At 45.0% G+C, this 13673-nt stretch carries 11 protein-coding genes and 1 tRNA gene; 7 read left to right on the top strand and 5 right to left on the bottom strand.

Annotated elements, in window-relative coordinates; translation table 11 throughout:
• Positions 1–3 precede the first annotated feature (3 nt).
• A tRNA-Pro gene (locus E5983_RS06250) sits at positions 4–77 on the top strand.
• A 136-nt stretch (positions 78–213) separates the two neighbouring features.
• Positions 214–2199 carry a methionine--tRNA ligase gene (metG, locus tag E5983_RS06245; RefSeq protein ID WP_160333026.1) on the top strand — a complete coding sequence of 662 codons (1986 nt, stop codon included), beginning with the start codon at positions 214–216 and terminating at the stop codon, positions 2197–2199.
• 32 nt (positions 2200–2231) lie between these two features.
• Here the strand turns inward: metG and E5983_RS06240 are convergent, their stop codons facing one another.
• The gene (locus E5983_RS06240) at positions 2232–3314 is read right to left on the bottom strand and encodes a M24 family metallopeptidase (RefSeq protein ID WP_160333025.1); all 1083 of its coding nucleotides are present in this window, start codon (positions 3312–3314) and stop codon (positions 2232–2234) included.
• 188 nt (positions 3315–3502) lie between these two features.
• Here E5983_RS06240 and ccpA point away from each other — a divergent pair, with 188 nt between their 5' ends.
• From ccpA to thrS, 4 genes are all read left to right on the top strand, one after another.
• Entirely contained in the window at positions 3503–4513 is a 1011-nt protein-coding gene (gene ccpA, locus E5983_RS06235; protein ID WP_160333024.1) for a catabolite control protein A, read from the top strand.
• 85 nt (positions 4514–4598) lie between these two features.
• Positions 4599–5597, top strand: coding sequence for an LTA glycolipid anchor biosynthesis glycosyltransferase, IagA/BgsA family (locus E5983_RS06230; RefSeq protein ID WP_160333023.1), 999 nt, complete (start codon positions 4599–4601; stop codon positions 5595–5597).
• Position 5598: 1 nt separating this feature from the next.
• Positions 5599–6930, top strand: a complete 1332-nt coding sequence (locus E5983_RS06225; RefSeq protein ID WP_160333022.1) for a glycosyltransferase family 4 protein — start codon at positions 5599–5601, stop codon at positions 6928–6930.
• Positions 6931–7223: 293 nt separating this feature from the next.
• Positions 7224–9170, top strand: a complete 1947-nt coding sequence (gene thrS / locus E5983_RS06220) for a threonine--tRNA ligase (RefSeq protein ID WP_160333021.1) — start codon at positions 7224–7226, stop codon at positions 9168–9170.
• A 503-nt stretch (positions 9171–9673) separates the two neighbouring features.
• On the opposite strand, the gene lysS is transcribed toward thrS, so the two are convergent.
• From lysS to E5983_RS06200, 4 genes are read right to left on the bottom strand one after another with little or no spacing between them, the layout of a single operon-like run.
• Positions 9674–11164 carry a lysine--tRNA ligase gene (lysS, locus tag E5983_RS06215; RefSeq protein ID WP_160333020.1) on the bottom strand — a complete coding sequence of 497 codons (1491 nt, stop codon included), beginning with the start codon at positions 11162–11164 and terminating at the stop codon, positions 9674–9676.
• A gap of 41 nt (positions 11165–11205) precedes the next feature.
• The gene (locus E5983_RS06210) at positions 11206–11868 is read right to left on the bottom strand and encodes a histidine phosphatase family protein (protein WP_160333019.1); all 663 of its coding nucleotides are present in this window, start codon (positions 11866–11868) and stop codon (positions 11206–11208) included.
• 14 nt (positions 11869–11882) lie between these two features.
• Positions 11883–12353, bottom strand: a complete 471-nt coding sequence (locus tag E5983_RS06205) for an aminoacyl-tRNA deacylase (protein WP_160333018.1) — start codon at positions 12351–12353, stop codon at positions 11883–11885.
• Positions 12354–12405: 52 nt separating this feature from the next.
• Entirely contained in the window at positions 12406–13302 is an 897-nt protein-coding gene (locus tag E5983_RS06200) for a glycoside hydrolase family 25 protein (RefSeq protein ID WP_160333017.1), read from the bottom strand.
• A 213-nt stretch (positions 13303–13515) separates the two neighbouring features.
• On the opposite strand from E5983_RS06200, the gene E5983_RS06195 reads away from it, so the two are divergent.
• Positions 13516–13673: transposase family protein (locus tag E5983_RS06195; protein ID WP_160333016.1), on the top strand; the 158-nt coding region annotated here is incomplete at its 3' end.

Below are 13673 nucleotides of genomic sequence, written 5' to 3'. Positions count from 1 at the left end.
CTACGGGAAGTAGCTCAGCTTGGTAGAGTACTTGGTTTGGGACCAAGGTGTCGCAGGTTCGAATCCTGTCTTCCCGACTAGTAAGGAGGCGTTAGCCTCTTTTTTGTGTTATTGGATTTGGGTGCAATTTAGTCCCTTGAATTCTCTATTTTGGGTTTGCTTGTGGCTTTTGGAGCGTGGTATAATAAAGGGAGTAATTTTGAGGAGAGAAGAATGTCTGATAAAACTTTTTATATTAGTACGCCGATTTATTATCCGAGTGGGCGGTTGCATATTGGGTCGGCTTATACGACAATTGCGAGTGATGTTTTGGCACGTTATAAGCGCTTGATGGGCTTTGATGTGTTTTTTGTGACTGGTTTGGATGAGCATGGTCAGAAGATCCAGGATAAGGCGGCGGATGCAGGGTTTGAGCCTCAGGCCTATGTAGACGGTATGGCTAAGGATGTTCAGGACTTGTGGTCACTGTTGGATATTTCCTATGATCGCTTTATTCGAACGACAGATGCGGATCATGAAGTTGTGGTGGCGCAGATTTTTGAGAAGCTTTTAGCCCAGGATGATATTTATTTGGGTGAATATTCAGGGTGGTATTCTGTTTCCGATGAAGAGTTCTTTACGGAAACGCAATTGATCGAAGTTTTCCGGGATGAGGAAGGAACAGTTATCGGGGGGATTGCTCCTTCAGGTCATGAGGTCGAGTGGGTTTCCGAGGAGTCTTACTTCCTACGTTTGAGTAAATACTCCCAGTGGTTAGCAGACTATTTCAAAGAGCATCCTGAGTTCATCAGTCCGGATGGACGGATGAATGAGATGTTGCGGAACTTTATCGAACCAGGTTTGGAGGATTTGGCTGTGTCACGGACTAGCTTTACCTGGGGGGTGCCGGTTCCTTCCAACCCTAAACATGTCATCTATGTGTGGATTGATGCTCTAGCAAACTATATCACAGCCTTGGGCTATGGCCAGGATGCGGACAGTAACTTTGCTAAGTTCTGGCCAGGAGATATCCATATGCTTGGGAAGGATATTCTGCGTTTCCACTCGATTTACTGGCCAATTATTTTGAAAATGCTAGATCTACCACTTCCAAAACGCTTGATTGCCCATGGCTGGTTTGTCATGCAAGATGGTAAAATGTCCAAGTCTAAAGGGAATGTTGTCTATCCGGAGATGCTAGTAGAGCGGTACGGCTTGGATGCCCTACGCTACTATTTGGTGCGCTCCCTTCCTGTAGGTTCTGATGGAACCTTTACACCGGAAGATTACCTAGGCCGGATTAATTATGAACTGGCCAATGACCTAGGAAACTTGCTCAATCGGACAGTGGCTATGGTCAATAAATACTTTGATGGTCAGGTTCCGGCTTTTGTGTCTGGTATAACTGCCTTTGATGGAGATTTAGAAGTCAAGGCGCAGGAGACTATCCAAGAGTTTCATAAGCAGATGGAAGCAGTCAATCTGCCACGTGCTCTGGAAACGGTTTGGAAATTCATCATGCGGACCAACAAGTACATTGATGAGACCCAGCCTTGGGTCTTAGCCAAGGAAGAGGGGGATCGTGAGCAGTTGGCTAGTGTCATGAGTCATCTGGTAGCCAGTCTACAATGGATTGCTGGGCTTCTCCAGCCCTTCATGATGGAAACAAGCCGTTCGATCCTGAACCAATTGGGTCTGGCTGAAATTAGCAGCTTAGAAGGACTAGCCTTTGGAAATATTCCAGCTGGGACTCAGGTTCTGGTCAAGGGGCAACCAATCTTCCCACGTTTGGACATGGAGGAAGAAATTGCCTATATCCAATCGCAAATGGCTGGTGGTCAACAAGAAGAGGCCTGGGATCCTGCCAATATTGATTTGCTGCTGAATAAAAAGGCCATTAAGTTCGAGGATTTTGATAAGGTTGAAATCCGTGTGGCTGAGGTCAAGGATGTTTGGCGAGTTGAAGGTAGTGATAAGTTGTTAGCCTTCCGTCTGGATGCTGGTGATGGTCAGGATCGTCAGATTTTATCGGGGATTGCGGCTTATTACCCAGATCCACAAGTGCTACTTGGGAAAAAACTCCAAATTGTTGCGAACTTGAAGCCTCGGAAAATGATGGGGCTGGTTAGTCAAGGAATGATTCTCTCTGCTGAATTTGAGGACCGGTTGGCAGTGATGATTGTGGATGATGCTATCCCGAATGGCAGTATTCTAGGATAAATAAAAATAGGTGAGCCCCCGCTCACCTATTTTTATAATTTGAATTTGAGAAGTTCTTTTGGGGTATGGGTAAAGGCTTCGAAGCCTGTTTTGGTAACAAGGCCACAGTCTTCAATCCGAACCCCAACCTTGTTCGGGAGGTAGATGCCGGGTTCAACGGAGAAGGTCATACCTTCTTCCAAGACGAGGGGATTCCCTTGATTAATTGAAGGGAACTCGTGGAGGCTCCGGCCGATTCCATGGCCTAAGCGATGGTTGAAATATTCTCCATAACCGGCTTTTGTGATAATGCCCCTCGCTACTGCATCAATTTCACCAGCTGTAACCCCGGGCTTAATAGCGTCGATGGCAGCTAGCTGGGCTTCTAGGACGATATCGTAGATGGTAGCCTGGAGCACGGTTGGTTGGCCGATGGCTACTGTCCGGCTGACATCACTGGCGTAGCCTTGATGCCAGGTCCCTAGGTCAAAGAGAAGGAGGGATTTGTTTTTGAGGGGCCGGTTGGTTGGAACCCCGTGGGGATCGGCTGCATGTTTGTCAGCCAACACCATGGTTTCAAAGCTCATGGAAACATCCTGGCTCCGTAAGGGTCCCTCAATGGCTGTGATGATGTCTAGTTCGGTTTTCCCTTTGGCAATCGCTTGGAAGCCGAGTGCAAGAGCATGGTCGGCCATTTGTCCAGCCTTCCGCAGGTAATCCAGTTCCACAGGTGTTTTGTACAAGCGGATTTGCTCGATTGTGGGACTGAGATCGACAATTTGTCCCGTCAAAATTTGCATGAGTTCGTAATATTGCCGCAGCCGGAGGTGTTGAAACTCTAAGCCAATGCGATAGCGTTCACGAGATAGGAAGCTTTGGATCTTCTGCCAAGGATTTTCCGAATCGTGGTAGCTCACAATATTGTAAGAAACCAAGGACTTGGCACGATCTCGATCTAGTTCGGGTGTAAACAAGGTTGGACTGCCTTCAAGCGGGAGAAAGAAGAAGAATTGTCTCTCATGAGGATCCGATTGAAAGTTCGTTAGATAGGCGATGCTCGTTGGATCTGAAATGATTGCCAAATCGATGCCTTGCTCGCGCATGCGAGAACGAAGTGAGTCAACAGTGCTCTTCATATTTAACCTCCTATATCAATTATCTTATATCTCTATTGTGTCAAAAATCTTCAAATTATGCAATGGGGAATGAATTGTCTTTTTTAGAAAAAATCTCAAAATATTTGAAAGTGTTTCCAAAAAATGATAAACTATAGTTGTGCGAAAGTGAAAGCGTTATTTTCAAAATGGAATTGGGAGGTTAATCTATGAATACTGACGATACTGTAACGATTTATGATGTCGCCCGTGAAGCTGGTGTTTCTATGGCGACGGTTAGTCGAGTCGTAAATGGCAATAAAAATGTAAAAGAAAATACTCGTAAAAAAGTTTTAGACGTGATTGATCGCCTAGACTACCGTCCAAATGCAGTGGCTCGTGGCTTAGCGAGTAAGAAAACAACAACGGTAGGGGTTGTGATTCCAAATATCACTTCTTCCTATTTTGCCAGTCTAGCCAAGGGAATTGAAGATATCGCAGAAATGTATAAATACAACATTGTTCTGGCGAGTAGCGATGAAGATGACGACCGGGAAGTAGCGGTTGTCAACACCCTATTTTCAAAGCAGGTGGATGGAGTCATTTTCATGGGTTATCATTTAACTGAAAAGATTCGTTCCGAATTTTCACGTTCCCGGACTCCGGTTGTTCTAGCAGGAACCGTGGATATTGAGCAGCAATTACCAAGTGTCAATATTGACTACCGTCAAGCAACAGCGGATGCGGTGGAGTACTTGGCTAAACGAAATGAAAAAATTGCTTTTGTGACAGGTCCCTTGGTGGATGATATTAACGGTAAAATGCGCTTACCAGGCTATCGTGATGGCCTCAAAAAAGCCAAGTATGCGTATAGTGAAGGTCTCATTTTTGAAGCCAAACACAATTATGAGGAAGGTTATGCCTTAGCTGAACGAGTCATCGTTTCTGGAGCCAATGCAGCGATTGTATCCGGCGATGAATTGGCTGTCGGTCTACTCAATGGTCTGAGCGATAAAGGAATTCGAGTTCCAGAAGATTTCGAATTGATTACCAGTGATAACTCACAAATCACCTTGTACAGTCGGCCAAATATGACGTCTATTCGTCAACCTCTATACGATATTGGTGCTATCTCCATGCGGATGTTAACCAAGATCATGAACAAGGAAGAAGTTGAGGAACGCGAAGTTCAATTGGCCCATGGCTTGGGCGAACGCCAGTCAACACGCTCGTCTAACTAAAAGCATGTAAGGGATTCCTGGAGGCCGGGATCCCTTTTTTCGGCTTTGGCTTTTATTTTGAATGGCTTTTGTTTATAATATGAGTATGAAAGTTCTACTGTATTTGGAAGGCAAGACGGTTCTTGAGAAGTCAGGAATTGGTCGCGCTCTTTCGCATCAAATGCGGGCCCTTGACTTAGCAGGGATTCCCTATACGACAGATCCATCAACTGGATACGATTTGGTTCACATCAACACCTATGGCCCTAAGAGTCTCCGTCTCTTGCACCAGGCTAAGCGGCAGGGGAAAAAGGTCATTGTCCACGGTCACTCGACTCGGGAAGATTTTGCCAATTCCTTTATTGGTTCCAATCTCTTGGCTCCAGCCGTTGGTGCTTACCTCAAACACATGTATCAGCTAGCTGATTTTATTATTACACCAACGGAATATTCCAAAGAGCTGATTCGTGGCTACGGGGTTGAGACTCCAATTGTGGCGATTTCAAATGGAATTGATTTAAGGAAGTATCAACCAGATCCACAAAAAGAACAGGTTTTCTACAATCATTTTGGTTTGGAGAAAGGACAGTCGGTAGTGGTTTGTGCCGGTCTTTTTTTCAAACGCAAAGGGATTTTGGATTTTGTTGAGGTGGCCAAGCAATTACCAGATGTACAATTTATCTGGTTTGGCGGGATTAATAAATGGATGATTCCGCGTGAAATTCGAAGGGTTGTTTCGGGTGATCATCCTGCAAATGTCCATTTCCCTGGCTATTTTAAGGGAGCTATTTTCCAGGGAGCCATAAGCGGAAGTAGTCTTTTCTTTTTCCCCAGTTATGAAGAAACTGAAGGAATTGTTGTTTTGGAGGCTCTGGCCAGTCATCAGCATGTTGTGTTACGGGATATTCCCGTTTATGAGGGCTGGATTGATGAGCAGTCGGCTACTCTAGGGAAGAACAACGAGGAATTTGTGGCAGGAATCCAAGCCATTTTAGCTGGCCAGGTAGACAAGCGCGAACGGGGCTACCAAGTAGCAGAAAGTCGGTCTATGGATCAGGTGGCCCAACAATTGGTGACGGTTTATCGTCAAGTATTGGAGATGTAAGATGAGAATTGGATTGTTCACAGATACCTATTTTCCACAGGTGTCTGGTGTAGCAACAAGTATCCGAACCCTCAGAGAAGAGCTTGAGGAGCAGGGACATGATGTATTTATTTTTACCACGACAGATCGCGATGTGGATTCTGATTCTGTAGCAGAGCATCGGATTATTCGGATCCCCAGTGTTCCGTTTTTTGCTTTTAAAGATCGACGGGTAGCCTATCGGGGCTTCAGCAAGGCCTTGTCCTTAGCTAAGGAGCACCGTCTGGAGTTGATCCATACCCATACGGAGTTTGCCTTGGGGTTTTTGGGACTTTGGATTGCACGGGAATTGGAGATTCCTGTCATCCACACTTACCATACTCAATATGAGGACTATGTCCATTATATTGCTAAGGGGTTGCTAATCCGCCCAGCTATGATTAAATACCTGGTGCGTACCTTCCTGGATGAAGTGGATGGAGTGGTTTGTCCTAGTGAGATTGTTTATAATCTGTTAGTTCGCTATGGTGTGGAGCCAGAGAAGCGCGTGATTCCGACAGGGATTGAGCTGGATCACTTTATTCAAGTGAAATCTCAAAAAGAGGCTATCCAGGAGTTACGGCAGTCCTTAGCTTTGGCTTCTGATACCAAGATTCTCCTAAGCCTGTCGCGGATTTCCTATGAGAAAAATATTCAAGCGATCATCCGTGCTCTGCCAGAGGTTTTGCGGGAAAATGATGCTGTGCGTTTAATCGTAGCCGGAGACGGTCCACATCTAGGAAATCTAAAAGCCTTGGCCCGAGAAGTTGGTGTGGAGCACCGGGTGCTCTTTGTTGGGATGGTGCCTCCGGAACAGACGGTGCTCTATTACCGAATGGCGGATTTCTTCGTTTCAGCCTCGACGAGTGAAACACAGGGCCTTACCTTTTTAGAAAGTTTGGCTAGTGGTACTCCGGTTATTGCTCAGTCCAATCCTTATTTAGACAGCTTGATTTCGAACAAAATGTTTGGAACTCTCTATCAAACACCAGAGGACTTGGGTGGGGCAATCTTAGAAGCACTCTTGGCAACTCCTTATCCTCAAGAGCAGGAGTGGCAGAACAAGCTTTTTGAGATTTCAGCCGAGAATTTTGGTTTGCAGGTCTATCAGTACTATTTAGATCTTTCGATTCGGAAGGGTTATTTGAAAGGTCAAGGGGTCGGATCCCTCAGACCCCGGGTTCGTTTTTTCAAGGCAATTGCCGGATTCCCCTTCAAGGTTGCTGCCCTGCCAGTACAAGGATCTAGACGGGTGATTCGGATTTCTCGGGAACAAGCCAAACGGTTGCCTTACCCTGGTCGGAGAAAAAACTAGATTTTCCTTGTTTTTTTGAAAAGGGTCTGCTATAATCTTTTTTAGAGACATGTCTTTTAACAGAACTTCTTAAAGAGAGTGCACGGTTGGTGGAAGTGCATAGGAGGGTTAGAAGGTACTACTCGGGAAGATTTTATGCAAACATAAAACGGTGGTTACGTTAGAACCAAGAATGAGGTATCTAGATAGAACTAGGTATAAACGAAGGTGGAACCACGTTGCGACGTCCTTTTAAGGAGGTCGCTTTTTGTTTGTTACGGGTAGTTGTCTACTAGATTTAAAGGAGTAGAAATATGGTGAAAATTACATTTCCAGATGGTGCCGTTCGGGAGTATCAAGATGGAGTTACAACTGTAGAGATTGCTGAAGGAATCAGCAAGTCGTTGGCTAAAAAGGCCTTGGCCGGTAAATTGAACGGGAAGTTGATTGATACAACTCGTGCCATTTATCAAGATGGAGACTTGGAAATTGTAACGCCAGACCACGAAGATGCCCTTCCAGTTTTGCGGCATTCAGCAGCCCACCTGTTTGCCCAAGCGGCTAAACGTCATTTCCCAGATATTCGCCTCGGGGTTGGTCCGGCGATCCAAGACGGTTTCTACTATGATACCGATAATGAAGCGGGGCAAATTTCCAATGAAGATTTGGCCAAAATTGAAGAAGAAATGCACAAAATCGTGAAGGAAAATTTCCCAAGTGTGCGTTCGGAAGTTTCAAAAGAAGAGGCTAAAGAAATCTTCTGCAATGATCCTTATAAATTAGAATTGATTGAGGAACATAAGGACGATGAGGGTGGTTTGACTGTTTATCAACAGGGTGAGTACGTGGATCTCTGCCGTGGACCTCACGTGCCAACAACTGGTCATATCCAAATTTTCCATCTCTTGAACGTTGCAGGAGCCTATTGGCGTGGTAAGAGCGAGAATCCAATGATGCAACGGATTTATGGAACTGCTTGGTTCGATAAAAAAGAACAGGATGCCTACCTCAAGATGCGTGAGGAAGCCAAAGAGCGTGACCACCGTAAACTTGGAAAAGAGCTTGATCTCTTTATGATCAACCAAGAAGTTGGGCAAGGATTGCCATTCTGGCTTCCAAATGGAGCAACTGTACGTCGGGTCTTGGAGCGTTATATTGTAGACCGTGAGTTGGCTGCTGGCTACCAGCACGTTTACACTCCACCAATAGCAAGTTCTGAGCTTTATAAGATTTCTGGTCACTGGGATCACTATAAAGATGATATGTTCCCAGTGATGCACATGGAAGATGGGGAAGAGTTTGTTCTTCGTCCAATGAACTGTCCGCACCACATCCAAGTTTACCGTCACCATGTTCACTCTTACCGTGAGTTGCCAATCCGTATTGCCGAAGTTGGTCTGATGCACCGTTTTGAGAAGTCTGGTGCCCTATCTGGTTTGCAACGGGTGCGTGAGATGAGCTTGAATGATGCTCATTTGTTTGTGACTCCAGAACAAATTCAAGAAGAGTTCAAGAAGGTTCTAGATTTGATGCTCTCTGTTTATGAGGACTTCAACATCACAGACTATCGCTTCCGTCTCTCTTATCGTGACCCAGAGGATAAAGAAAAATACTTCGATAATGATGAGATGTGGGAAAATGCTCAACGCATGTTGAAGGCAGCCATGGATGATCTAGGTCTAGATTATGTGGAGGCAGAAGGAGAAGCAGCCTTCTACGGACCTAAGTTGGACGTACAGGTGAAAACTGCCCTCGGAAACGAGGAGACCCTCTCTACTATTCAGTTGGACTTCCTCTTGCCAGAACGCTTTGAACTCAGCTATATCGGGGCTGATGGGGAAGAGCACCGTCCAGTTATGATCCACCGTGGAATCGTGTCAACTATGGAACGCTTTATTGCTTACTTGATTGAAACTTACAAGGGAGCCTTCCCAACTTGGTTAGCACCAAATCAAGTAACCGTTATTCCAATCTCAAGTGAAGCCCATGTGGACTATGCTTGGGAAGTAGCCAAAGAATTGAAAGACCGTGGCTTCCGTGTATCTGTTGATGAGCGGAACGAGAAGATGCAATACAAGATTCGTCAAAGCCAGACTCAGAAAGTTCCTTACCAATTGATTGTTGGGGACAAAGAAATGGAAGATAAATCTGTTAACGTTCGTCGCTATGGTCACAAGGAAACTGAAACAGTTCCAGTAGCAGACTTTATTGCGAAATTGGAGGCAGATGTAGCCCGCTACTCACGCCCAGATGAAGCTTAAGTCAAACGTTTCATCTTAAAACCAAAAATCCAGGAGCTGAACAGCTTCTGGATTTTTGAGTAGCAGGTTGTTTTCGGCGACAAATGGTATAGTCATTTGAAACAAGAACAAGACGACAAAGCATCCAGAAAATTGTCATAATTGGGCAATAGGGAACCTCTAAAAACCTCAGTTTTTCTTCAAATTGAATCACTCAAACCTTGATAAATCAACATTTAGATTTTCAGAAATTTAGTTTTTAGAGGTGCCCTTTATCTTTTCAGTGTATTGATAAAGCCTTGTTCGATCTTTATTGAGATAAGCGACCTAGGTTTTTAGAGTTTTGATGAAAAGTTCATTAGCGTGTAGATTAAGATGGTGAAGCTCTTTAAGGCCATGTTTTAGCTCCTGTTTCCCGCGAGTATTTCGATCTTGATTTGAACGAGGTATGAGACTCAGAAAACCTAAAAAACTTCCCTTGGAATCATCCAAGAGAAGCTGTCAGTTTTTATATCTAAGGAATCTTATTTCATGGTTGGGAATAGGAGTACGTCGCGGATGCTGGTTACGTTGGTAAGGAGCATAACGAGGCGGTCGATTCCGATTCCAAGTCCACCTGTTGGCGGCATTCCGTATTCCAGCGCTTCAATAAAGTCATAGTCGATTCCAGTTGCTTCATCGTCTCCCAATTCCTTGGCCTTGGCTTGGGCTTCAAAACGGGAAAGCTGATCGATGGGATCGTTTAATTCGGTAAAGGCATTGGCGAATTCTTTGCCGACGATAAAGAGTTCAAAGCGGTCAGTGAAGCGAGGATCATCGGCGTTTTTCTTAGCCAGAGGGGAAACCTCAACGGGGTGGCCGTAGATGAAGGTTGGTTGGATCAAGGTGTCTTCAACATATTCTTCAAAGAAGGCATTGATGATATGGCCAACGGACGTGAAGTGTTTTTCGACAGGAACCTTATGTTCTTTGGCTAGGTCCTGAGCTTGTTCTAGGGTCATTTCTTGCCAGAAGTCGACGCCGGTGATGTCCTTGATGGCATCCAGCATGTGGATGCGGGCAAAGTCGTGACCGATTTTGATTTCATGATCTTGGTAGCTGATGATATCCTGGTCTGTTACAGCTTTGGCAGCAGCTTGAATAATGCCTTGAACCAAGTCCATGATATCCTGGAAGTCTGCATAAGCTTGGTAAGCTTCGATAGTGGTAAATTCAGGATTGTGGGTAGCGTCCATTCCCTCGTTTCGGAAAATGCGCCCCATTTCGTAGACCCGTTCCATTCCTCCGACAATCAAGCGTTTGAGGTGGAGTTCGGTTGCGATTCGGAGTACCATGTCAATGTTTTGCGCATTGTGGTGGGTTTCAAATGGACGAGCTGCCGCTCCACCGGCTTCGTTGTGAAGGACTGGTGTTTCAACTTCAAGGAAACCTTGATTATCCAAGTAGCGGCGGATTTCAGAAACAATTTTGGAACGAGCCATAAAACGTTCGAAACTTTCACGGTTGGAAATTAAATCCAAATAGCGTTTGCGGTAGATCGTTTCGACGTCCGATAGGCCGTGGAATTTCTCAGGCAGGGGACGCAGGGCTTTAGACAAGTGGGTGAGCCGAGCTGCCTTGATCGACAATTCGCCCATATCTGTCCGCATGACTTGACCTTCAACACCGATGAAATCTCCTAAATCGGCTTTTTTGAAGATTTCGTAGTTTTCTTCGCCGACCTCATCTTTGCGCACATAGATTTGGATTTGGCCATCCCGGTCTTGGACGTGAGCGAAACCAACTTTTCCCTTACCACGCTTGGTCATCAAACGACCAGCAATGACTGCGGATTCGTTTAGGTCATTGAGAGCTTCCTTATCTAGATCTGCATATTTTTCCTTTAGCTCTGCAGAATTAGCACTTCGTTCAAAGCGGTGGCCGAATGGATCAATGCCAGAGTCTGCCAAGGTTTGCATTTTTTCCCGGCGGATGATTTGCTGGTCATTGAGTTCCTCTGTTAGATGGTGTGACATATTTTCCTCCTCTGTCATCCGTAGACTATTTTTTTATTTTATCACAATTGTAGGGGTTGTGAGTAGGCAGGTTGGACTTTCGCAGAATCCAAAAAGCTGATATCGTTCCAACTTAGGAGTTGGAAATCTCTGAAATCATCGGTTTCCAAGATGGTCAGGCTAGCATTTGCGAGGCCGCCCCAATCGCGAATGAGGGCAGGTTTGGCTCCTAGCAGTGTCCGCAAGGAGGCAACTAGATTGGCCCCGTGGCCGATAAAGAGTACATGTTCGTAGGGTTGATTTTGAAGACTTTGCACGAGTTCCCGTACCCGTTGTGTGGTTTGATAAACCGACTCAGCCTCAAACATCCTGCAATTAAAGAGGGCGAGATTGTGTCTAAAAGCCCGCATTTGTTGGGGATAGATGGCTTCCATGAGGGTGATTTTTTGACCTTCCAGGCGCCCCAATTGCCATTCTCGGAGCGATTCTTGTAGTTCAATCTCAACGGGATGGAGACTTTGGCTTTGAATAATTTGGCTTGTCTGGACAGCCCGGGGGAGGTCACTAGAGAAGATACGGTCGAACTGGATGTCTTGCAGGTGCTTGCCCAACAGCTCGATGTCTTGAATGGACTGGCTTAAGAGTGGAGAGTCTCCACTGGCTCCTTGAAAACGTCCTTCTTCATTCCATTCGGTTCGTCCATGACGAACAAAGTATAACTTCATGTTCTTTTTTCTCCTTATTCACGAAAATTTGCAAAGTCTGCGCCTAGAAATTGCGCGAGGTCTTTTGGGGCTAGTTGGACGCTACGACCGATCTCGCCTGCTGAAACCAGGATGGTTGGGAAGTCCAGTGCACGATCATCGATATAGATGGGATAGTTGTGGCGTTGGCGGATGCCGATTGGACTGTTGGCACCGTGGACATAGCCGGTCGTTTGCTCGAGTTCTTTTTGAGGAATCATCTGAACTTTTTTATTGCCCGAAAGGCTGGCTAGTTTTTTCTCGGCCAGATGGTCTTCAATGGAGAGCACACCGATAATAGGACCAGTCTTATCTCCCCTGAGGGCCAGGGTTTTAAAAATTTGGTTAGGATCAATGTTCTCAGGGACTTGACCTTTCAGTCCATTAAAAAGATGGGCCTGGTGTTCGATCCCAGCCTTGGTTAAGATTTGTTCAACCAAGGTTTTTTTAATTTTTTTCTTTGCCATAGGGTTCCTTTTTCATAAAAGAGAGGCTGAGACGATTGTCCCAGCCCGGTTCTTATTCTGTTGCAGAGACATCTTGGTGCTGGTAATCGGCAGCGTCCCTTTGGAATAACTTTTTATAAACTTCAGCAGTATTTTTAAGAGGGGAGATTTGGTTTAAATCGACCTCTTTATCAAAACCAGGCAGCCAGCCACGCGAGGTGTATTGGTGGAGATCGTATTCAATGTCGGTCAAAGGAGCCGCATTGTAGTAACCGGAATCGACTCCATAGGTTGGGAACCAAACGGCATCAAATTTATTAGTGGTGATGCTGTGCTCCTCCATGAAATAGGTTCCGATGTAGATTCCAATATTCTTGGCCCCTAGTTCCTGCAGTTTAGCCCGAAAGGCTTCGACACCCTTGTCCATATTGGACATGGTTTTTTCTTCCACGTCGAGCCAGTAGTAGGTTGGTTTATATTTGGCAGAAGCCTGGTAAAATTCCTCGGCTTCCTTTTGCATTTCTTTAATGGATCCAGCTGCGACATAGGCGTAAACAGCTACAGGAATGTCGCGTTTTTGGAACTCTTCGATATGTTTTTTGTAGGACTTGTCAATTCCATTGAGGTAGGTGGCGGCATTTTCTTTTTTAGCCTGGGCTCCACTGTGGACCCGAATGATAGCGCCTGAAATACCTTCAGCCATAGCATCATAGTCAATTTCTTCAGGTAGTTGCCAGCCAGATAAGTCTACAATAGGACGGAGATTGACGGCCTCAGTTGTGGTGTTTTTCTTTTTCTTCTTCTTTGTTTCTTTTTTACTGTTATTGTTTTTTTCCTCAGCGGCTTTTGCAGCACGGAGTGCTTCTTGCTCAGCTTTTAAAGATTGAACTTGAGTGTGACCAGCGATTAAACTGATAAATATGAAACTGAAAAAGACTGCGATATAAATAGGTTTAATCCTTTGTCTCATAAGGTTCATTCTATCTTAAAATGGGGGAAATGACAAGAAATCTCGCCTGTTTTTGTATAAAAAGGACCAAACTGTCTGTTTGAGGAATGGGAATGGGGTGCAGTATCGCAGGACAAACGCATGAAGAAAAGCAGATTTTGTAAGTTTTCAGAAACCGATAATTATTCGAAAATCCCCGCTCTTAAGTCTATAATGGATTTAGGAGGTGGTTCTATGAATCTCTTAATTACTTATTTGAAATCTATTGATGATAAAAGGGATAGTTGGAAAATTCGACATACTCTCGTTGACATTGTTCTTCTTATTTTTTTCGCTCGTCTGTCTGGGGCTGAGTATTGGGAAGATATTGAAGATTTTGGTAAGTGCTATGA

Source organism: Streptococcus danieliae, from assembly GCF_009767945.1.
GTDB lineage: Bacteria > Bacillota > Bacilli > Lactobacillales > Streptococcaceae > Streptococcus > Streptococcus danieliae.
This window is presented reverse-complemented; position numbering and strand designations above follow the sequence as displayed.